This is a genomic window from Streptomyces sp. G45 (assembly GCF_049542095.1).
Lineage (GTDB): Bacteria > Actinomycetota > Actinomycetes > Streptomycetales > Streptomycetaceae > Streptomyces.
Map to the genome: position 1 here is coordinate 606,351 of NZ_JBMUZU010000001.1, position 23,519 is coordinate 629,869.

At 75.8% G+C, this 23,519-nt stretch carries 2 protein-coding genes and 1 pseudogene; 1 reads left to right on the forward strand and 2 read right to left on the reverse strand.

Features of this window, described 5'->3' with window-relative positions; genetic code table 11:
* Nucleotides 1–344: 344 nt before the first annotated feature.
* Nucleotides 345–2,561 (forward strand): catalase/peroxidase HPI, encoded by a 2,217-nt coding sequence (gene katG, locus ACOBQU_RS02610; protein ID WP_423624221.1) that lies wholly within the window; start codon nucleotides 345–347, stop codon nucleotides 2,559–2,561.
* 116 nt (nucleotides 2,562–2,677) lie between these two features.
* On the opposite strand, the gene ACOBQU_RS02615 is transcribed toward katG, so the two are convergent.
* On the reverse strand, nucleotides 2,678–3,190 hold the full coding sequence (locus ACOBQU_RS02615) for a GNAT family N-acetyltransferase (protein ID WP_423624223.1): 513 nt from the start codon (nucleotides 3,188–3,190) through the stop codon (nucleotides 2,678–2,680).
* Between the two features lie 39 nt (nucleotides 3,191–3,229).
* Nucleotides 3,230–23,505: pseudogene (locus tag ACOBQU_RS02620) on the reverse strand (non-ribosomal peptide synthase/polyketide synthase).
* Nucleotides 23,506–23,519: the final 14 nt, after the last annotated feature.

Consider the following 23,519-nt stretch of genomic DNA (forward strand, 5'->3'; position numbering starts at 1 on the left):
GCCGACGATGACCAAGGGAGCGTCGAGCCGATTGCCTTCGAGGTGCGCTGTCGCGCAGGCCGCATATCTCCTCAGACCGGACGTGTCGCCCACCGTGCGCACACCCGGGCGGGACGCGAGCGCCGCCCCCGCGGAGTGGTCCGCGCCGTTCGCGCGCACCCGTCGCAGGCGTCGTAGACGTCCAGCACACCAGCGGCATCAGCGGCACCGGCGGCATCACCGATGTCACGACCGCACCGTCCGTCGATCGACGAAGCCACGGCCGTTCACCGGGCCAGCGCTCCGCGTGTTCCACCACCCTCAGTTCCCGAGCACCACGATCCGGCAAGGCCGAAAGGATTCCCATGGCTGAGAACCCCGATGCCATCGTGACCGACCCCAAGGCGGACGGCGAGGGCGGCTGCCCCGTCGCGCACGCCCGCGCCCCGCACCCCACGCAGGGCGGCGGCAACCGCCAGTGGTGGCCCGAGCGGCTCAACCTGAAGATCCTCGCGAAGAACCCCGCCGTGGCGAACCCGATGGGCGAGGACTTCGACTACGCCGCCGCGTTCAACGCCCTCGACCTGCCCGCCGTGAAGCGGGACATCGCCGAGGTCCTGACCACCTCGCAGGACTGGTGGCCCGCCGACTTCGGCAACTACGGCCCGCTGATGATCCGCATGGCCTGGCACAGCGCCGGTACGTACCGCATCAGCGACGGCCGCGGCGGCGCGGGCGCGGGCCAGCAGCGCTTCGCCCCGCTCAACAGCTGGCCGGACAACGCCAGCCTGGACAAGGCCCGCCGCCTGCTCTGGCCGGTCAAGAAGAAGTACGGCAAGAGCATCTCCTGGGCCGACCTCATGGTCCTCACGGGCAACGTGGCCCTGGAGACGATGGGCTTCAAGACCTTCGGCTTCGCCGGTGGCCGCGAGGACGTCTGGGAGCCGGAGGAGGACGTCTACTGGGGCCCGGAGACCACCTGGCTCGACGACGAGCGCTACACCGGCGACCGCGAGCTGGAGAACCCGCTCGGCGCCGTCCAGATGGGCCTCATCTACGTCAACCCCGAGGGCCCCAACGGCAACCCGGACCCGATCGCCGCGGCCCGCGACATCCGCGAGACCTTCCGCCGCATGGCGATGAACGACGAGGAGACCGTCGCCCTCATCGCCGGTGGCCACACCTTCGGCAAGACCCACGGCGCGGGCCCCGCGGACCACGTGGGCAACGACCCCGAGGCCGCCCCCATGGAGCAGCTGGGCCTCGGCTGGAAGAGCACGTACAACACGGGCGTGGGCAAGGACGCCATCACCTCGGGCCTGGAGGTCACCTGGACCGAGACGCCCACCCAGTGGAGCAACTTGTTCTTCAAGAACCTCTTCGAGTACGAGTACGAGCTGACCAAGAGCCCCGCGGGCGCCCACCAGTGGGTGGCCAAGGACGCCCCGGAGATCATCCCGGACGCCTTCGACCCCACGAAGAAGCGCCGTCCGACGATGCTCACCACGGACCTCTCACTGCGCTTCGACCCGATCTACGAGCCGATCTCCCGGCGGTTCTACGAGAACCCGGACCAGTTCGCCGACGCCTTCGCCCGCGCGTGGTACAAGCTGACGCACCGCGACATGGGCCCGGTCGTGCGCTACCTGGGCCCGGAGGTCCCCTCCGAGGTGCTCATCTGGCAGGACCCGCTGCCCGAGCGCACCGGCGAGGTCATCGACGACGCGGACATCGCCGCCCTCAAGGAGCGGGTCCTCGCCTCGGGCCTCACCGTCTCGCAGCTCGTGTCCACCGCGTGGGCCTCGGCCTCCTCCTTCCGCGGCAGCGACAAGCGCGGCGGCGCCAACGGCGCCCGCATCCGCCTGGAGCCGCAGCGCAACTGGGAGGTCAACAACCCGGACGAGCTGGCGCAGGTGCTGCGCACCCTGGAGGGCGTCCAGGAGTCCTTCAACTCCGCGGGCGGCAGGCAGGTCTCGCTGGCCGACCTGATCGTGCTCGCGGGCGGCGCGGCGGTCGAGAAGGCCGCCAAGGACGCCGGTCACGACATTCAGGTGCCGTTCACCCCGGGCCGCGTGGACGCCGCCCAGGACCAGACGGACGTCGAGTCCTTCGCCGCCCTGGAGCCGACCTACGACGGCTTCCGCAACTACGTCGGCAAGGGCAACCGCCTGCCCGCCGAGTACCTGCTGATCGACAAGGCGAACCTGCTCACGCTGAGCGCGCCCGAGATGACCGTCCTCGTCGGCGGCCTGCGCGTCCTGGGCGCCAACCACGGCCAGTCCAGGCACGGCGTGCTCACCGACAGGCCGGGCGTGCTGACGAACGACTTCTTCGTCAACCTGCTCGACCTGGACACGCAGTGGAAGTCCACGTCCGAGGCGCAGGACGCGTTCGAGGCCCGGGACGCCAGCGGCGCGGTCAAGTGGACCGGCACGCGCGCCGACCTGGTCTTCGGCTCCAACTCCGAACTGCGGGCGCTCGCCGAGGTCTACGCGAGCGACGACGCCGGTGAGAAGTTCGTGCGGGACTTCGTCGCGGCGTGGAGCAAGGTGATGGACCTGGACCGGTTCGACGTCGCCTGACCTCGGCGTCCGGTCCCCCACGCGGCTCCCGGCCCGGTGCCCGCGCCGACCCTCAGCGGTCGGCCCGGGTGCCGGGCCGCACCGCGTCCCGGCGCCGCGCCAACCGGCCGGGGGCCTCAGGCCGCGCCGGTGGTGGAGGCCACGTACATCTTCGTCACCGTGCCGTCGTCGCCCACCACGTCCTTCACGTGCCGGAAGCCCAGCCGCTCCGCCAGCTTCAGGCTGGCCGCGTTCCCGGAGCCGACCATGCCGTAGACCTCCTTCAGCCCCAGGTGGTCGGCGGCGTGGCGGAGCAGGCCGCCGACGGTCTCGGCGCCGAAGCCCCGCCCCCAGTACGCCGGGATGAGCGCGGCGATGATCTCGTAGCCGTCGACGTTGCCGGTCTTCTTCACCTCCGCGTGGCCGATGTATCCGCCCTCGTGCCACAGGCCCCACACGTCGAACATCTCCTTCGGGTAGACCTCGGTGTGCAGCGCGCGGAACAGGGTGCGGATGTCGGCTTCGGGCACCCGCTCCTGGCCCATCCAGCGGCACACCTCCTCATCGCTCAGGAGGGAGACGAAGGCGTCCTCGTCCTCGGGTCGGTAGGGCCTGAACTCCAGCCGTTCGGTGCGCAGGGTCGGCGTCATGGGCGTACTCCTCGAACTCGTGCGACGTGCATGGGTGGTTCATGGGCGGTTCCCGGGCCGCCCGGCCTGCCGGGCGTGCTGGGCGATGTGGCGCAGCGCCTCGGCGAACTCCTCGGCGACGCGGCGCACGGCCGCCGTGTCGTGGCGGCCGGGGCGGTGGTGCCAGGTGAAGGCGAGCCGCCCGTCCTGGACCGAGCCGACGACCTCGATGGGGTGCGAGCCGCTGTCGCGGGGGTCGTGGTCCTGGCCGAAGGAGCCGTGCTCGGCGCGCACCAGGCCGCTGCCCCGCGCCTCGGGGCGGGCGTCCCACTGGCCCAGGTAGTTGAAGACCACCTGTCCGTGCGCCGCCGCGCCGAGGCGTTCGCGGACCTCGGGCGTGCCGAAGGTGCGCAGCGCGCCGAAGCCGAGCCCGTTGCCGGGGACGGCCCGCAGCTGGCGGCGCACCGTCTTCACCAGGGTCCGCCAGTCCCGGCCGGGGTCGAGGTCGCCGGGGTCCGGCACCTGGAGGGCGACCGGGTGGACGGTGGTGAACCAGCCGACGGTGCGCGACAGGTCGACGTCGTCGAGGACGTCCTCGCGGCCGTGTCCTTCCAGGTCGAGGCGGACCCGGTCGTGGCCCGTCCAGCGGGCCAGGGCCAGGGCGAGGGCGGCGAGCAGGACGTCGTTGACGCGGGTGCGGTAGGCGGTGGGGGCGGAGCGCAGCAGGGCCGTGGTGGCGTCCCCGTCCAGGGACACGCTGAGCGCCCGGGTCTCGCCGTCGTCCGTGCCGGGCTCGTCGGCCTCCGGGAGGCGCTCGGCCGTCACCGCCTGTTCCCAGTACGGCAGTTCGTGGTCCAGGCCGCCCTCGGCGACGTGCGCGGCCAGGCGCCGCGCCCAGTCCCGGAAGGAGGTGGTGCGCTCCCCCAGCGTGACCGGGCCGCCCTGGAGCGCCTGCTCGTAGGCGGTGTGCAGGTCGTCGGAGAGGATCCGCCAGGACACGGCGTCGATGACCAGGTGGTGGGCGACGAGCAGCAGGTACGGGGGCCGGTCGGCGTCCCCGGTGAACAGGGCGGCCCTCAGCAGCGGTCCGCGCGCGAGGTCGAAGCCGGTGTGCAGGTCGTCAGCGGCCTTCTCCATGGCCGCGTCGGCCGCCTCGGGCGCGAGGCCCGTCAGGTCGTACCGCTTGAGCAGCCCGTCGGTGGCGGACGGCGGCGGGTTGAACTGGTGCCAGGCGTCGCCGTCGCGGGTGAAGCGCATGCGCAGCGCGTCGTGGTGCTCCATGAGCGCGTCGAGGGCGGCGGCGAGGGCGTCCGGGTCGGGTGCTGCGTTCAGTTCGAGCAGCGCCGACTGGTTGAAGTGGTGGTGGCTGGTGCGCGGCGTGGTCAGGAACCACTCCTGGATGGGGGTGAGCGGCACGTCGCCGGTGACCGGCCCGTCGTCGCCGGTGGTCTGCGGGGCGGCGCTGACGACGGTGGCGAGTTCGGCCACCGTCTGGTGGGTGAACAGGTCGCGCGTCGCCAGGTGCAGCCCGTCGCGGCGCAGCCGCGACACCACCTGCATGCTGAGGATCGAGTCGCCGCCGAGCAGGAAGAAGTTGTCGTGCGCGCCCACGTCGTCCACGCCGAGGACGTCGGACCAGATGCGGGCGATGCGGCGCTCGGTGTCGGTGCGCGGCGGGACGTGCGGGCCCGTCGCGGTGTGCGCGGGCCCGGGGTCGGGCAGGGCGCGCCGGTCGGTCTTGCCGTTCGGGGTGAGCGGCAGGGCCTGGAGGGGGACGAACGCGGTGGGCACCATGTGCGGGGGCAGCGAGGCGGCGAGGTGCTCGCGCAGCGCGGCGGCGTCCAGTGCGTCGTCCGCGCCGTCAGCGGGGACGACGTACGCCACGAGGCGGCCGTGGTCGCGGTCCTGCTGCCGGTCGGCGCGGACCGCGACGGCGGCGTCCCGCACCTGCGGGGCGCGGCGCAGCGCGCTCTCGATCTCGCCGGGTTCGATGCGCAGGCCGCGCAGTTTGAGCTGCTCGTCGGCGCGTCCGGCGAACCGCAGCGCGCCGTCGGTGCCCCAGCGCACGAGGTCGCCGGTGCGGTACATGCGCTCCCCGGCGGGCCGAACGGGTCGGCGGGGAAGCGCGCGGCGGTCAGCGCGGGCCGGTCGAGATAGCCGCGGGCGAGCCCGGGCCCGGCCACGTACAGCTCGCCGGTGACGCCCTGCGGGACCGGCCGCAGGGCGGTGTCCAGGACGTAGGCGCGGGTGGCGGCGGCCGGGCGGCCGATGGGCGGGGCGCCCGAGCCGGGGCGCAGCGGTCCGGTCCAGGTGGCGACGACCGTGGCCTCCGTGGGCCCATAGGAGTTGATCATCCGGCGGCCGGGGGCCCACCGCTCGACGAGGTCGGGCGGGCAGGCCTCCGCGCCGACGATCAGGGTGCGCAGCTCCGGCAGCGCTTCGGGCGCGCCGGGCGGCACGGTGGCCAGGACGCCCGGCGGGATCAGGGTGTGGCTGACGCGCCGCTCGGCGAGCACCTGGGCGAGGCGCTCGCCGACCAGGGGCCCTTCCTCGCCGGTGACCAGCGTCGCCCCGCTGAGCAGGGAGGCGCACAGTTCGAGGACGGAGGCGTCGAAGCTGGGCGAGGCGAACTGGAGGACCCGGTCGCCCGGCCCCACGGCGTAGCGCTCGGCCATGCCCGCGGCGAAGCCCGCGAGGCCCTGGTGGGTGACGGTGACGCCCTTGGGGGTGCCGGTGGATCCGGAGGTGTAGATCACGTACGCCGGGTGGGCGCGGGTCAGCGGGGCGGTGCGGTCGGCGTCGGTGGGCGCGGTGTCGGGGCCCTCGTCGACCCAGACGTCCGCCGGGTCGTCCAGGACGAGCCGGGCACCGGCGTCGCGCACCATGAACTCCCTTCGCTGGTCGGGGTAGTTCGGGTCGACGGGCAGGAAGGCGCCGCCCGCCTTGGTGACGGCGAGCTGGGCCACCACGGTCTCGGCGGCGCGCGGCAGCGCCAGGGCCACGGTGTCCTCGGGGCCGACGCCCATCCGGATCAGGCGGTGGGCGAGCCGGTTGGCGGCGCGCTCCACGTCGGCGTACGTCAGCCGCTCGTCGCCCTGGGACAGCGCCACCGCGTCGGGGGTGCGGGCCGCCTGCCGCTCGAACAGCTCGGGCAGCGTGGCCGCCGCGACCGGTGCCTGGGTGCCGCGGCCCTGGTCGAGCTGGGCCTTCAGCTCTTCGGCGGAGGCCAGCGGCAGGGCGCCCAGGGTGCGGTGCGGGTCGTCGGCGACGGCGGTCAGGAGCGCCCCGAGCTGGTCGGCCATCCGCTCGGCGGTGGCCGCGTCGAACAGGTCGGTGTTGTAGGTGAGCAGGCCGTGCAGGGCGCCCGTGTCGGTCTCGGCGAACTCCACGGTGAGGTCGAACGCGGCATGCTGGAGCTCCGCGTCGACGTCGGTGACCTCGAGCCCCGGCAGGTCGAAGCGGGCGGGCGGGGTGTTCTGGAGGACCACCATGACCTGGAACAGCGGGGTGCGGCTGGTGTCGCGCTCCGGCTGGACCTCGTCCACGACCTGCTCGAACGGCACGTCCTGGTGGGCGAAGGCGTCCAGGACGGTCTGCCGTACGTCGGTGAGGAACGCGGGGAAGGGCCGGTCGGCGTCAACCCGGGAGCGCAGCACCAGGGTGTTGACGAAGAACCCGATCAGGTGCTGGACCTCGGCCCGGTCGCGGCCCGCCGTGACGGTGCCGACGGCGATGTCGTGCCCGCCGGAGAGCCGGGCCAGATACGTCTGGGTGGCGGCGACGAGCGTCATGAACAGGGTGGCGCCGCGGTCCCGGCCGACCTGGGCGAGGCGGCGGGCCGTGCCCGGGGGCAGGGCGAGGCGGGCGGTGGCGCCGCTGTGGGTGCGCACCGGGGGCCGGGGCCGGTCGGTGGGCAGGTCGAGGGGCTCGACGTCGGCCAGCCGCTCCTTCCAGTAGGCGAGTTGGCCGTCGGTGCCGGACGTGGTGCGCTGCCAGTGCGCGTAGTCGGCGTAGCTCACCGGCAGCGGCGGCAGCTGTTCGCCGGTGGCGCCGACCGCGGCCCGGTAGAGGTGGGCGAGGTCGCCGGTGAGGACGGCCGTGGACCAGCCGTCGGTGATGATGTGGTGCAGGGTCAGGGCCAGGACGTGCTCGTCGTCGGCGGTGCGGATGAGCGCGGTGCGCAGCAGCGGGCCCTCGCGCAGGTCGAAGGGGCGGGTGCGCTCGGCGGTGAGCAGGGCGTCCAACTGCTCCGCGCGCTCCGGCGCGGGCAGGGGGGACAGGTCGTGCAGGGGCAGCGGCACCTCGTGCGGCGGGTGCACGCGCTGCACGCCGTGGCCGTCGACGGTGTCGAAGGTGGTGCGCAGCGACGCGTGCCGGGCGACCAGGCCGTTCAGGGCGGTGGCCAGGGCGCCGGTGTCGAGGTGTCCGCGCAGGCGCAGGGCGAGCGCGGTGACGTACTCGGCGCTGCCGGGCGCGAACTCCTCCAGGAACCACAGGCGTTGCTGGGCGTAGGAGAGGGGGGCCAGGGAGGCGCCCGTGTCCTGGGTGACCGGGACGATGGCGGGGCGGCCCTGGGCCGGGTGCGCGGCGAGCAGTTCGGCGAGCGCGGCCGGGGTGGGGTGGGTGAACACCGCGCGCGGTGACACGTCCGTGCCGAACTCCTCGGACAGGCGGGAGGCGAGGCGGATGCTGAGGATCGAGTCGCCGCCGAGGGTGAAGAAGTCGTCGTGCCTGCCGGGCCGGTCCACGCCGAGGACGTCGGTGAAGACGGCGGCGGTGCGGCGCTCGGCGTCGGTGCGCGGCGCGGCGTACGGGGCGCGCCCGTCGCCGGTGTCGGGGTCCGGGGCGGGGAGGGCGGCCCGGTCGACCTTGCCGTTGGCGCTGAGCGGCAGGGCGGGCAGCGCGACGAAGGCGGACGGGACGAGGTAGTCGGGCAGGGTGCGGCGGGCGTGCTCCCGCAGCGCCTCGGGGTCCTCCCCGCGGGGCCGACGAGGTAGGCCACCAGGCGGCGGGCGCCGGGCCGGTCCTCGCGGGCCACCACCGTCACGTCGGTGACGCCGGGGTGGGCGGCGAGGGCGGCCTCCGCCTCGCCGGGCTCGACGCGGAACCCGCGGATCTTCACCTGGTCGTCGGCGCGGCCCAGGAACTCCACGGCGCCGTCGGGCCCCCGGCGCGCCAGGTCGCCGGTGCGGTACATGCGGGTGCCGGGCGGCCCGTAAGGGTCGGCGAGGAAGCGGGCGGCGGTGTCTCCGGGGCGGCCGAGGTAGCCGCGCGCCACGCCCTCTCCGGCCAGGTACAGCTCGCCCGCGCAGCCCGGCGGCACGGGCCGCAGCCGGGTGTCGAGGACGTGGACGCGCATGTCGTCCAGGGGGTTCCCGATCGGTACGGTGCCGGGTACGGCATCCGGGTCGGTGACGGCGTACGAGGTCGCGAAGGTCGTGGCCTCGGTGGGGCCGTAGCCGTCGACGACGGTCAGGCCGGGGCAGGCGGCGAGGACCCGGCGGACGGCCGCGGCGGGCACCACGTCACCGCCGGTCCACACCTGGCGCAGCCCGGCGAAGCAGTCCGGCGCGTCCTGGGCGAGCAGCCGGAACAGACCAGCGGTCAGCCACAGGGCGGTCAGACCGGCTTCGCCGCCGCCGTGTCCGCCCTGGCCGGTCAGGCGGCGCAGCAGTGCCGCGTCGACCGTCTCCCCGGCGCCACGACCACGCAGCCGCCGGTCAGCAGGGGCGCCCACACCTCGAAGGTGGCGGCGTCGAACGCGACCGGCGAGTGCAGCAGCACGCGCGCGCAGGCACCGTCGGCGAAGCGGCTGTCGGTGGCGAGCGCGGCGACGTCGCGGTGGCGTACGGCGACGGCCTTGGGGCGGCCGGTGGAGCCGGAGGTGAACATCACGTAGGCGAGCTGGTCGGGGGCCGCCGCCGGGAGCGCGGGCCCCTCGGCGGGGGCGGTGCGGGCGGCGGTGACGTCCTCGGCGGTGAGCCGTGCCGTGACACCGGCCTGGTCGAGGAGGACGCGGCGTCGCTCCTCGGGGGCGCGGGTGTCCAGCGGCACATAGGCGCCGCCCGCCTTGAGCACGGCGAGCTGGGCGACGACGAGTGCGGCGGAGCGGTCCATGAGCAGCGCGACCCGGTCCTCGGCGGCCAGGCCGTGGGTGACCAGGTGGGCGGCGAGGCGGTCGGACCAGTCGGCGAGTTCGCGGTAGGTGAGCCGCAGGTCGCCGTCGTGCAGCGCGGGCGCGTCGGGGGTGCGGCGGGCCCGCTCGGCGAAAAGGTCGACCGGGCTGTGCGGCGCCGACTGCCGGGCGGGGGCGTTCCACCGCTCCAGGAGCGCCCGGTCGTCGGCGGTGAGCGGGTCGAGGTCGTCGACCTCGCCGGTGAGGCCGTCGGCGAAGGCGGCGAGCAGGGCGGTGAGGCGGTCCGCGGCGCGCTCGGCGGTGGCGCGGTCGAAGAGGTCGGCGTCGTAGGCCAGGTCGAAGCCGAGCCGGTCGCTCAGGTGGGCGCGCAGGCACAGCGGGAAGGTGGTGGCGTCGTCGGCGCGCACCTCCGCCACGCCCACGCCCGTCCGGGCCACGGCCGACTCGTCGACGGGGTAGTTCTCGAACACCACCATGCTGTCGAACAGGGCCTCGCCCGGCGGGAGTTCGCTGAGCGCCTGGATGCGGGGCAGCGCCAGGTGGTCGAAGCGCCGGGCGTCGCCCTGCTGCTCCTGGAGCCCGCGCAGCCAGCCCGCCACGCCGCCCTCGCCCGCGGCGCTCGCGTCGCCGGGGCCGTCGGGCACGCGGACCCGCGTCGGCACGGTGTTGATGAACATGCCGATCATCGTGTCCACGCCCGGCAGTTCGGCGGGGCGGCCGGACACGGTCGTGCCGAACACCACGTCCCGGCGCCCGCTGGTGCGGGCGAGCAGCAGCGCCCAGGCCGCCTGCACCAGGGTGTTGACGGTCAGGCCGCCGCTCGCCGCGGTCTCCCGCAGCCGCCGCGAGACGGGCTCGGTCAGCTCGCGGCGCACGGCCGCGCCGGACCGGGCGCGGTGCGCCTCGGCGGGGGCCCGGTCGTACGGCAGGGGGGTGCGCCCGCCGAATCCGGCCAGGGTCTCGGTCCAGTACCGCTCGGCCGCGTCCTCGTCCTGGTCGGTGAGCCAGCGCAGGAAGTCGGAGAACGGCCGCCGCACGGGCGCGGCGGCGTCGGCGCCGCCGGTGAGCGCGGCGTAGCGCGCGCACACCTCGGTGAGCAGCTGGCCGCTGCTCCAGCCGTCCAGGATCAGGTGGTGCGTCGACCACAGCAGCAGCACCTCGTCGCCGGGCAGGGCGGCCACGGTGAGGCGGGTGAGCGGGGCGGTGGTCAGCTCCATGCCCGCGGCGCGGTCCTCGGCGAGCAGCCGCTCGGTCGCCGTGGCCCGCCCCTCGGGGGTGAGGTCCCGCCAGTCCAGGTGGGTGACGGGCAGCTCCACGCGGTGGTGCACGACCTGCACCGGGTGCGGCAGGCCCCGCCAGTGGACGCTGGTGCGCAGGGCGGGGGTGCGGTCGGCGACCTGCTGCCAGGCCGTGGCGAGCGCCCGCGGGTCGGCGACGCCGGAGAGCCGGACCGCGGTGCGGTCGAAGTAGGCGCCCGCGGTGTCGACCAGGCCGTGGAAGAGCATGCCGGACTGCAGGGGCGTCAGCGGCAGCACGTCGGCGACGTGCCGTCCGTCGCCCACGAGCCGGTCGAGCTGGTCCTGGGTGAGGGCGGCGAGCGGGAAGTCGGACGGGGTGCGGCCGCCCGCGTCCGGCTCGGCGCAGTGCGCCACGATGTCGCGCAGCGCCGTGCGCGTCCGCTCGGCCAGGTCGCGCACGGTGGCCTCGTCGTAGACGGCGGCCGGGTAGGTGAAGCCGAGTTCGAGGCGGCCGTCCTGGACGCCGCCGGTGATGTCGAGCAGGTAGGGGCGGGGTTCGTCGGGGTCGGTGTCGCGGCCCGCCGGTGGCAGGGCGGCGCGGTAGAGGCCGTCCGGGGTGCCGCCGCCCGCGTCCCACTGGCCGTGGTAGTTGAACCCGACCTGCGGGGTGGGGGCGTCGGCGAGCGGGCTTTCGGGCAGCAGGTGCCGCAGGGCGCCGTAGCTCACGCCGTTGCCGGGCACGGCGCGCAGCTGCTCCTTGACCGAGCGCAGGGTGTCGCGCCAGGGCGCGTCCGGGTCGACGGTGAGGGCGAGTGGGTACTCGGCGGTGAACCAGCCGACGGTCCGCGACAGGTCCATGCCGTCCCCGGGGCCGCCGGTGCCGTCGGTGTCTTCGGTGAAGTCCTCGCGGCCGTGGCCCTCCACGCCGATGAGGACGGTGTCGTGCCCGCACCAGCGGGCGAGCACCCGGCCCAGGGCGCTGAGCAGCACGTCGTTGACCTGGGTGCGGTAGACGTCGGGGACGTGCCGCAGCAGTGCGTCGGTGGCGTCCGGGTCCAGCGTGACGGTGACGGTGGCGGCGGTGCCGTGGGTGTTGGGCCCGGGCCGCCCGGCGGGCAGCGCGGCCGGGGCGCCGGTGGTACGGGTCCAGTACGGCAGGTCGGCGTCCAGGGCACCGGAGCGGGTGTGCGCGTCGAGGCGGGCCGCCCAGTGTCCGTACGCGGTGCCCACGGGGGGCAGTTCGACGGGCTGTCCGGCGGTGGCGGCGCGGTGGGCGGTGTCCAGGTCCGCGAGGAGGATGCGCCAGGACACGCCGTCCATCGCCAAGTGGTGGACGGTGACGACGAGTTGGGCCGCCCGGCCCGGCCCCCGGTCGAAGACGAGAACGGCGAGGACGCGACCTGCGGCGGGGTCGAGCGCCGCCTGGGCGGCGTCCGTGGAGCGCTGCACCTCGGCTTCGAGGGCGGGCCCGTCCAGGTGTGTCACGTCGTGGTGGGTGAGCGGTTCGGCGGGCGCCTGCGGCAGGAGTTCCTGCCGCCAGGTGCCATCGGCGCCGGGGCGGAAGCGGGTGCGCAGGGCCGCGTGGTGGCGTACGACGGCGTCGACGGCTGGGCGCAGCGCGGCGAGGTCGGTGCCGGGGGCCAGCTCCAGGCGCTGGGTCATGCTGAAGCGCAGCGGGTCGCCCGGGCGGCGGCCGTCGAGGTACCAGCGCTGGATGGGGGCCAGCGGCGCCTCGGCGGGCGGGGCCGTGGCGACGGCGGCCGGGCGGGGCGCCGCTTCGGTGGCGCACAGGGCGAGTTCGGCGACCGTGCGGTGCCGGAAGACGTCCTTGGTGGTCAGGGCGAGCCCGGCCTGCCGGGCGCGGGACACGATCTGGATGCTGAGGATCGAGTCGCCGCCGAGCGCGAAGAAGTCGTCGCGGGCGCCGACGCGTTCGACGCCGAGCACTCGCGCCCAGATGGCGGCCAGGGTCTCCTCGGTGCCGGGCCGTGGCGGCACGTACGGCGTGGTGCTGTCGGGCTGCGCGGGCGGTGCGGGCAGCGCGCGGCGGTCGGTCTTGCCGCTGCTGGTGCGCGGGATGCGGGTGAGCGGCACGAACGCCTGCGGCACCATGTGGTCCGGCAGGGTCCGCCGCAGCGCGACCCGCAGGTCGTCGGCGGTCGGCGCGGTGTCCGCCGCGGGCACCAGGTGGGCCACGAGCATCGGGCGCCCGGCGTGCTCGCGCGCGGTCACCACGGCCTCGGCGACGTCCGGGTGGGCCAGCAGGGCGGCCTCGACCTCGCCGGGCTCGATGCGGAACCCGCGGATCTTGATCTGCTCGTCGGCGCGGCCGAGGAACTCCAGCAGGCCCTCGGCGTCCCAGCGGGCCCGGTCGCCCGTGCGGTACATCCGCTCCCCCGGCGCCCCGAAGGGGTCGGCGAGGAAGCGGTCGGCGGTCAGGCCCGGCCGGTTCAGATAGCCGCGGGCCACCTGGGCTCCGGCCAGGTACAGCTCCCCGGGGGTGCCCGGCGGCACCGGCCGCAGCGCGTCGTCGAGGACGTACGCGCGCAGGGCCCGGCCCGGGCGGCCGATGACGGGGCGCTCGGGCCGCTCGGCGCAGCGGCCGTACACGGCGTCGACGGTGCACTCGGTCGGCCCGTACACGTTGTACGCGGTGACGCCGACGGCGTCGGCCGCGCACAGGTCGCGCCAGGTGTCGGTGCCGACGGGCTCGCCGCCGACGAGGAGGACCCGCAGGCGGTGGCGCTCGGGGGCCAGGAGCCCGGCGGCGGTGAGTTCGCGCAGGAAGGACGGGGTGACGTTGACGAGGTCCAGTTCGCGGTCGGCGACCTGGGCGCAGAAGGCCTCCGGGTCCCGGCGGGTGTCCTCGTCGACGAGGTGGACCTCCTGGCCGAGGGCGATCAGGAGCGGCCCCTCCCAGGAGGTGTCGAAGGAGAACGAGGCGCTGAGCGCGGCCTTCAGGCGCCGCCCGTCGGCGGTGTGCGGGGCGACGAGGCCCTCGCGGTGGTCGTGGCAGAGGGTGACGAGCTGGCGGTGCTCGACCGCGACACCCTTGGGGCGGCCGGTGGAGCCCGAGGTGTAGATGACGTACGCGGTGTGCTCGGGGCGCAGGGCCTGGAGGCGGTCGGCGTCGGTGGGGTCGTGGGCGGGCAGCCGCTCCCAGGGGACCGCGCGCAGGGTCTCGGCGGTCACGTGGGTGCGGGGCGCGGCGTCGGCGGTGAGGAACGTGACGCGGTCCTCGGGGAGTTCCGGGTCGAGGCAGAGCAGGGTGCCGCCCGCCTTGAGGACGGCGAACACGGCGACCAGCAACTCCGAGGTGCGCGGCAGCCGGACGGCGACGGTCCGCTCCGGTCCCACGCCCAGGGCGATGAGGTGGTGGGCCAGGCGGTTGGCGCGGTCGTTGAGGGCCGCGAAGTCCAGGGCGGCGTCGCGGGCCACCAGGGCGGTGGCGTCCGGGGTGCGCGCGGCCTGCGCCTCGAACAGGGCGGGGAAGGTGGTCTCCGGGGCGGGCAGTGGGGCGCCCTGCCAGCGCTGGAGGACCTGGTGGCGCTCGGCGGCCGTCATCAGCGGCAGCGCGCCCGCCGCGCGGTCCGGGTCGTCGGCGACGGCGTCGAGGAGCAGCCGCAGGCGTCCGGCGAGGCGTTCGGCGGTGGCGGGGTCGAACAGGCCGGTGTTGTACTCCAGGTGGCCGGTGAGGCCGCCGTCGTGCTCGACGAAGTCGAAGGCGAGGTCGAAGGTGGCGTTGCGGACCGGTGTCGTCACCGGTTCGACGTCGAGGCCGGGCAGGCGGGGCGCCTCGGTGCCCAGGTTGTGCAGGGCCACCATCACCTGGAACAGCGGGGTGCGGCTGGTGTCGCGCTCGGGCTGCACGGCGTCCACGACCTGCTCGAACGGCGCCTCCTGGTGGGCGAACGCCTCCAGGACGGTGGTGCGCGCGTCGGCGAGCAGCGCGCGGAAGGGCCGGTCGGGGCGGATGTGGCCGCGCAGCACCAGCGTGTTGACGAACATGCCGACCACGTCGTGCAGTTCGGGGCGCTCGCGGCCCGCGGTGACGGTGCCGACGGCGATGTCCTGCTGGCCCGCCCAGCGGGACAGCAGCACCTGGCAGGCGGTCAGCAGCGTCATGTAGAGGGTGGCGTCGCTGGCGCGGCCCGTCTCGCGCAGCCGCTCGGTCAGCGTGGCGGGCACCTCGAAGGTGACCAGGGCGCCGTCGCGGGTGCGCACGGCGGGGCGGGGCCGGTCGGTGGGCAGCTCCAGCGGCGGGAGGTCCGCCAGCGCGTCCTTCCAGTAGGTGAGGTCGGCGCGGGCCTGGTCGGTGCGGGCGCGCTGCCAGGCGGCGTAGTCGGCGTACCGGACGGGCAGTTCCGGCAGTTCGGGGCGGCGGTCTTCGAGGCCTGCCGCGTACAGCTCGGCGAGGTCGCGGCCGAGGACGCCGAGGGACCAGCCGTCGGTGACGATGTGGTGCAGGGCGAGGACGAGGACGTGCTCGTCGTCGGCGAGGCGGGCCAGGCGGGCGCGCAGCAGCGGTCCTGCGGCGAGGTCGAAGGGGGTGGCGGCGACGCTCTCCAGGAAGGCGTCGAGCTGGTCGGCGGCGAGGTCCGTGACCGGGAGGTCCACGGCGTGCGGCGGGTGCACGACCTGCCGGGCGTGGCCGTCCTGTTCGGCGAAGGTGGTGCGCAGCGCTTCGTGCCGGGCGACCAGGCCGTCCAGGGCGCCTCGCAGGGCCGTCCGGTCGAGCCGCCCGGCGAGGCGCAGCACCGACAGGGTCGTGTACTCGGTGCTGCCCGGCTCGAAGCGGTCGAGGAACCACAGGCGCTGCTGGGCGTACGACAGCGGTGGCGGGGTGTCCGGGTCGGCGGCGGGGATGACGTCGGCCGCGGTGGTGTCGGCCGGTTCGCCGAGGGCGGCGGCCAGGGCGGCGAGGGTCGGGTGGGTGAACAGCAGGCGCGGGGAGACGTCCGTGCCGAAGGCCGCGCGCAGCCGGGAGGTGACGCGGACGGCGAGGATGGAGTCGCCGCCGAGGGCGAAGAAGTCGTCCTCCACGCAGATGCCGGTGACGTGGGTGCTCTCAGCGCCGCCGGTGCCGCTGATGCCGTCGGTGCCGCCAGTGCCGCCGGTGTGCAGGACGTCGGCCCAGGCGGCGGCGACCGCGCGTTCGGCGGCGGTGCGCGGGGCGGTGCGGGCGGTGCCGGTGGCGAAGCCGTCGGGGCCGGGGGCGGGCAGGGCGCGCCGGTCGAGCTTGCCGTTGACGGTCAGCGGCAGGGCGGGCAGCGGGACGTAGGCGGCGGGCACCATGTGGGCGGGCAGCAGCCGCTCCAGGTGGGCGCGCAGCTCGGCGGCGGTGGGCGGTTCGGCGTCCGCGCCGGTGCCGACGACGTGCGCCACCAGGCGGCGTGTCCCGGAGGTGTCCTCGTGGACGCCGACGGCGGCGGCGCTCACGGCCGGATGGCTGTGCAGGGCGGCCTCGACCTCGCCGGGTTCGATGCGGTAACCGCGGATCTTCACCTGCTGGTCGGCGCGGCCCAGGTACTCCAGGGTGCCGTCGGCGCGGCGGCGGGCCCGGTCGCCGGTGCGGTACATCCGCTCCCCCGGCGCTCCGAAGGGGTCGGCGAGGAAGCGGCTCGCGGTGAGCGCCGGGCGCCCCAGGTAGCCGCGGGCCACGCCGTCGCCCGCCACGTACAGCTCGCCGACGGCGCCGGGCGGTACGGGCGCGAGGTCGTCGTCGAGCAGGTGCACGCGCAGGTCGGGTATGCCGGTGCCGATGGGGCTCGCGGCGCCGGTGGCGGCCGTGGCGCGGGTCAGCGGGGCGTGGGTGACGTGCACGGTGGTCTCGGTGATGCCGTACATGTTGACCAGCCGCGGCGCGGTGTCGCCGTGTCGCGCGTACCAGTCGGTGAGGCGGCCCACGTCCAGGGCCTCGCCGCCGAAGACGACGGTGCGCAGGGCGAGGCGGGCGCTGACGTCGGGAAGGTCGGCGTCGGCGCGGGCCAGCGGGTAGAACGCGGACGGGGTCTGGTTGAGGACGGTGACCCGTTCGTCGGCGAGCAGGCGCAGGAAGTCCTCGGGCGAGCGGGCGGTGTCGTCGGGGACGACGACGAGCCGTCCGCCGTGCAGCAGCGGCCCCCACAGCTCCCACACGGAGAAGTCGAAGGCGTAGGAGTGGAACAGCGTCCACACGTCGTGCTCGTCGAAGCCGAACCACTGCTGGGTGCGGGTGAACAGGCGCACCACGTTGGCGTGCGGGACGACCACGCCCTTGGGGCGGCCGGTGGAGCCGGAGGTGTAGATGGCGTAGGCGGGGCTCTCGGGCCCCGGGCGGCGGGCCGGGTCGGGGCCGGTGGGCGGGCGGTGGTCGAGGTCGGCGCGGACGGCGGGGTCGTCGAGGCGCAGCACGGGCACGCCCCCGCTCTCGGCGGCGACGGCGGTGTCCTCTCCCACGGTGACGAGGAGCACCGGCGCCGCGTCGTCGAGGAGGTGGGCGACGCGTTCGGCGGGCAGCCGGGGGTCGATCGGCAGGTAGGCGGCGCCCGTCTTCAGCACGGCGAGGACCGCCACGACCAGGTCGGTGGTGCGGGGCAGAGCCAGGGCGACGTACCGCTCGGGTGCGGCGCCCGCCTCGGCGACGCGGTGGGCGAGGCGTCCGGCGGCCGCGTCGAGGGCGGCGTAGTCCAGGTGGTCGCCGCCGCAGGTGACGGCGGTGGCGTCGGGGGTGCGGGCGGCCTGCGCCTCGAAGAGGTCCACCAGGGAGGCGGTGGGCCGGTCGTGGGCCGAGCCGTGGTCGGCCAGGGAGCGCCGTTCCTCGGCGGTGGTCCAGGCCAGGGTGCGCAGCGGCCGGTCCAGGCCGTCGGCGAGCGCGCCGAGCAGCAGGCACAGCCGGTCGGCGAGCGCCCGGGCGGTGCCGGTGTCGAACAGGTCCGGGTCCCAGGCCAGGTCGAAGCCGAGGCGGTCGCCGAGGTAGGCGCGCAGCACCAGCGGGTAGTTGGTGGCGTCCTGGGAGGTGACGTCGAGCAGGCGCACCCCGGAGGCGGCGGTGCGGGCCTCGTCGAAGGGGTAGTTCTCGAAGGCGACCATGCTGTGGAACAGCGGGGTGCCGGACGGCACGTCGCTCAGGCCGGTCAGCTCGGCCAGGGACACCGCGGCGAAGCGCCGCGACTCGGCCTGCGCCTCCTGGAGTTCACGCAGCCAGTCGGCGGCGGTGCGGTGGCCCTCGACGCGGACGCGGGTGGGCACGGTGTTGATGAACATGCCGACCATCGACTCGACGCCGGGCAGGTCGTCGGGGCGGCCGGAGACGGTGGTGCCGAACACCACGTCCCGTTCGGCGCTGTAGCGGGCGAGGAGCAGCGCCCAGGCGCCCTGCACCACCGTGTTGACGGTGAGCCCGGCCGCGCGGGCGGTGCGGGCCAGGCGCGCGGAGACGGCCTCGTCGAGGGCGGTCGTGCGGACGTCGGCGGAGCGGGCCTGGTGGGCGTCGCGCTGCGGCCGGTCCACGGGCAGCGGCGTGGGCGTGGCGAAGCCGTCGAGGACGCCGGACCAGTGCGCGCGGGCGGCGTCGGCGTCCTGTTCGGCGAGCCAGCGCACGTAGTCGCCGAAGGGGCGGCGCGGCGGCGGGCTCGTCCACGCCCCAGGATGAGCGCCGCGTACTCCTCGCACACCTCGGACAGGACCTGGGCGAGGCTCCAGCCGTCGAGGATCAGATGGTGGGAGGTCCACAGCAGGTGCAGGCGCGCGTCGGGCAGGCGGACCAGGGTGAGCCGCATCGGGGGCGCGGCGGTGAGGTCGATGCCGCGCGCGAGGTCGGCGGCGCGCAGTGCGGCGAAGCGCCGCTCGCGCTCGTCCGCGTCCAGGTCGCGCCAGTCGAGGTGGGTGACCGGCACGCGGACGTCCTGGTGCACGACCTGGAGCGGTACGGGTACGTCCGTCCAGACCACCGAGGTGCGCAGCGCGGGCGTGCGGTCCGTGACCCGCTGCCAGGCGCGGGCGAAGGCGACCGGGTCGGCCACGCCGTCCAGGAGCAGGGCGGCCTGGTCCACGTACACGTCGTCGTCGCCGTCGCCGACCAGGCGGTGGAAGAGCATGCCCTCCTGGAGCGGCGTCAGCGGCAGCAGGTCCGTGACGTCGCGGCCGTCGCCGACCAGGCGGTCCACGGCGGCCTGGTCGAGGCGGGCCAGCGGGAAGTCGGAGGGGGTGCGGCCCCCGGCGTCCGGGCGGGCGCAGTGCTCGGTGACGGCGGTGAGCGCCCGCGTCAGGGCGTCCGCGAGGCCCTCGACGGTGGCGGCGTCGTGCACCTGCTCGCTGTAGTGCCAGGTGATCTCCAGCTCGCCGTCGGCGACCACGGCCGCGACGTCCAGGAGGTGGTCGAGGGGTTCGTCGGCGGCCAGGTCGCGGCCGGGCACGTCGTCGGCCGGGGTGAAGTCACCGGCGCCCGCCGTGTCCCACTGCCCGTGGTAGTTGAACGACACCTGCGGCAGCGGCAGTTCGCGCAGTGCGCGGGCGGCCGGGTCGGGTGAGCCGAGGCGGGCCAGGGCCTCGTAGCCGAGGCCGCGCCGGGGCACGGCCCGCAGGCACTCCTTGACCGCCTTGAGCGTGGCCCCCCAGTCGGGTGCGTGGGCCGGTCCGGCCGGGGTGAGCGTGACGGGGTACTGGGTGGTGAACCAGCCCACCGTGCGGGACACGTCGAGCGCGTCGCCGAGGTCCTCGCGGCCGTGCCCCTCCAGGGCGACGGTGATGCGCTCGCTGCCCGCCCAGTCGGCGAGGACCCGGCCGAGGGCGCTCAGCAGCACGTCGTTGACCTGGGTGCGGTACACGCCGGGCACGCGGCGCAGCAGCGCGTCGGTGGTGGCGCGGTCCACCCGGGTGCGGACGGTGCGCACCGATCCGGCGAGCGGAGTGCCGGGCCGGTCCACGGGCAGCGGGGTGCGCTCCTGGGCGGCCTCGGCGGTCCAGTACGGCAGGTCGTCGTCCAGGTCTCCGGCCCGCACCCGGTCGGCCAGGTGCGCCGCCCAGGCGGTGAACGGCGTGGTGGCGGGCTCCAGCCGGACCGGCTGCCCGGCGGCGGCCTGCCGGTAGCCCTGCTCCAGGTCGGCGAGGAGGATGCGCCAGGAGACGCTGTCCACCGCCAAGTGGTGGACGGTCAGGAACAGTTGGGGCCGCTCCCCAGCCGCGGGCCGCCCGTCGGCAACGGGTCGCGCGTCGGCCGCGGGCAGCAGCAGGGCGGCGCGCAGCAGGGTGCCGGTGGCCGGGTCGAGGGCGGCCCGTGCGGCGTCGGCGGCCTCGGCGCGGGCCGCCGTGGCGTCGGCGGCGCCGGACAGGTCGTGCCGGGTCAGCGGCCCGTCCGCCGGGGCCGCGCCGGGCCGCTGCTCCCAGCCGTCCGCCGTGCGGACGAACCGGGTGCGCAGCGCCGGGTGGTGGTCGACCAGGGCCGCGAGTGCCCGTTCAAGGGCCGGTGCGTCGGCGTCGTACGGCAGGTCGAGCAGGAGCGACATGCTGAAGTGCCGCAGCGGGCCGTGGGTGGTGAAGAACCAGTCCTGTACGGGGGTCAGGGGCGCGGGCCCCTCGGCGCGCGGGGCGCGGGGCGCGGGCTCGGCGGTGGCGCGGCCGGACGCGGCGGCGGCCAGGTCGGCGACGGTCTGGTGGCGGAAGACGTCCTGGGAGCTGAGGCGGAGCCCGGCGGCGCGGGCCCGGGAGACGGCCTGGATGCTGAGGATGGAGTCGCCGCCCAGCTCGAAGAAGTTGTCGGTGACGCCCACGCGGGCCACGCCGAGGACCTCCGACCAGATGCGGGCCAGGGTCTCCTCGTCGGGGGTGCGCGGGGCGGTGAACTCCCGCTCGCGCGGCGCGGTGTCCAGGTCCGGCGCGGGCAGGGCGCGGCGGTCCAGCTTGCCGCTGGTGGTCAGCGGCAGGGCCTCCAGGACGGTGAACGACGAGGGCACCATGTGGTCGGGCAGCACGCGGCGGCAGGCCGCGCGCAGCGCGGACGCGGCGGGCGGCGCGGCGGCGGGCGCGGGCACCACGTAGGCGGCGAGCCGCAGGTGGCCGTGGGCGTCGGGGGCCGCGACGACCGCGGCCGCGGAGACGTCCGGCAGGTCGAGCAGCGCGGCCTCGATCTCGCCGGGCTCGATGCGGTGGCCGCGGACCTTGACCTGGTCGTCGGCGCGGCCGAGGTAGTCGAGGCGGCCGTCGGTGGTCCAGCGGGCGAGGTCCCCGGTGCGGTACATGCGGCTGCCGGGCGGCCCGAACGGGTCGGCCACGAAGCGCGCGCCGGTCAGGCCGGGGCGGCCCGCGTAGCCGCGGGCCACCTGGGCGCCCGCCAGGTACAGTTCGCCGCCGACGCCGGGCGGCACCGGCTGGAGCCGCTGGTCGAGGACGTAGGCCCGCACGTTGGGCAGCGGGCGGCCCACGAGCGGCCGGTCCCCGCCCGCGATCCGGCAGGCCAGGGCGTCGACGGTGCACTCGGTGGGGCCGTAGAAGTTGTACGCGGCCACGTCCCGGTGGGCGGCGAGGTCGCGCCACAGGCCGGGGCCGATGGCCTCGCCGCCGAGCATCAGCACGCGGGGGCGGTGGCGGGGGTCGGTGAGCAGCCCGGCGGGCAGCAGTTGGCGCAGGTAGGACGGGGTGAGGTCGAGGAAGTCGACGCGGTGGGCGACGACGTACTCGACCAGGGCGGCGGCGTCGAGCCGGGTCGTCTCGTCGACGAGGTGCAGCGTGTGGCCGTCGGCCATCAGCAGCACGCCCTCCAGGGAGGTGTCGAAGGAGAACGACGCGGTCAGCGCCACCCGCAGCGGTCCGCCGCCCGCGTCGGCGACGAAGCCCTCGCGGTGCCCGGCCAGGAGGTGCGCCACGGAGCGGTGGGACACGGCGACGCCCTTGGGGCGGCCGGTGGAGCCGGACGTGTAGAGGACGTACGCGATGTGGTCGGGAAGCGGCGGCGCCGACGGGGCGGCCGGGTCGGGGGCGCTCTGCGGGGCCGCCGCGAGCGCCGCCTCGTCCAGGACCAGGGCGGGCCGGGCGTCGTCGAGCAGGAACCGCACGCGTTCCTCGGGCAGCGCCGGGTCGAGCGGCAGGTAGGCGGCGCCGGACTTCCACACGGCGAGGATCGCCACGATCATGTCGGCGGTGCGGGGCAGGCGCAGCGCGACCAGGCGTTCGGGCCCGGCGCCCTGGGCGGTGAGGTGGCGGGCGAGCCGGTCGGCGCGGGCGTCGAGCGTGGCGTAGTCGAGACGTTCGTCCCCGGCGACCAGGGCGGTGGCGCCCGGGGTGCGGGCCGCCTGGCGGGCGAACAGCTCGGGGTAGGTGGCGGCGGGGACCGGCAGGTCGGTGGCGTTCCACTCCTGGGTCACCCGGTGTGCCTCGGCCGCGGAGAGCAGGGGCAGCGCGCCCAGGGGGCGGTCGGGTGCGGTGGCGGCACCGTCGAGGAAGCGCAGGAGCTGGTCGGCCATGCGCTCGGCGGTGGCCTGGTCGAACAGGTCGGTGCGGTACTCGAGCAGTCCGGTGAGGCCGTCGCCGTCGGGGACGAACTCCACGCTCAGGTCGAAGGTGGCGGCCTGCCGTGGCACGGTCGCCGGGGCGACGGCCACGTCACCGAGGGACGACGCGGCGGGCGGGTCCGGGTGCAGCAGGACCATCACGTCGAACAGCGGGTTGCGGCCCGCCTCGCGGGGCGCGCCCACGGCCTCCACCAGGCGCTCGAACGGCGTGTCGCCGTGCGCGAAGGCACCGTTGACGGTGTCGGCGGCGGCGCCCAGCAGGTCGCGGAACGACGCGTCGGTGTCCACGGGCGTGCGCAGCACCACGGTGTTGACATAGAAGCCGACGGCCCGCTCCAGGTCGGTGCGGGAGCGGCCGGGCGTCAGGGAGCCGACGGTGATGTCGTCCTGCCCGGACCAGCGGGCGAGCAGCGCCTGGCACCCGGCGACCAGGGACGTGAACGGCGTGGTGTGCCGCTCGGTGGCGAGGGCGCGCAGCCGGGCCACGGTGGCGGCGGGCACGGTGAAGGTGTGCACGGCGCCCGCGCCGGACTCCTCGCCGCCGCGCGGCCGGTCCAGCGGGAGGCGTGGCGCCACGGCACCGGTCAGCTGCCGCGTCCAGTAGCCGAGGTCCCGCTCCAGACGGGCCCCGGACAGCTGCTCGCGCTGCCAGGCCGCGAAGTCCGGGTACTGCGTCGCCACGGGAGCGAGGTCGGGTTCCTGACCCCTGGCCAGGGCGGCGTAGGCGGCGCACAGCTCGTCGAGGACGACGCCCATCGACCAGCCGTCGGTGACGATGTGGTGGGCGGTCAGGAGCAGGACGTACGCGGTGTCGGCGGCGCCCGCCTCCCGAAGGCCCCGAGGCTCTCCAAGCTCCCCAGGCTCCCGAAGGGGACCATCCGGTTCCGCCAAGGGTCCGCTCGGCTCCTGAAGGGCCCCGTGCGGCTCCCGCAGCAGCAGGGCCCGCACCAGCGGCCCCGCGCTCAGGTCGAAGGGGCGTTCGTACTCCGCCGAGAGCGCCGCGTCCAGGGCGGCCTTGGCGGCGGCCCGGGTGCCGTCGGGCGCGGTCACGTCCCGTACCTGGAGCGGTACGTGCGCGGCCGGGTGGACGACCTGGACGGGGCGTCCGTCGGTGTCGGCGAACGTGGTGCGCAGCGCTTCGTGGCGGGCCACGACGGTGTCGATCGCCCGGGAGAGCACGTCGTGGTCCAGCGGCCCGGTGAGCCGCAGCGCGACCGCGCTGTTGTAGCGGGCGTCGCCGGGCCGCAGCCGGTCGAGGAACCACAGCCGCTGCTGGGCGAAGGACAGCGGCAGCGGCGCGGTGCGGTCCGCGCGTGGGATGCCCCGGGGGGCGACGGGCGCGCCCGGGGCCGCGGACGGGCCGGGCTTTCCGGCCGCCGCCCCTGGGGCGCGGCCCGCGAGGCGGCGGCGCAGCGCTTCCTGGAGGTCCTTCGGCAGGGCCGCGGCGCGGTCTCTCTTGTCGTTCGAGGACGTCATGGTCGTGGCGGTCC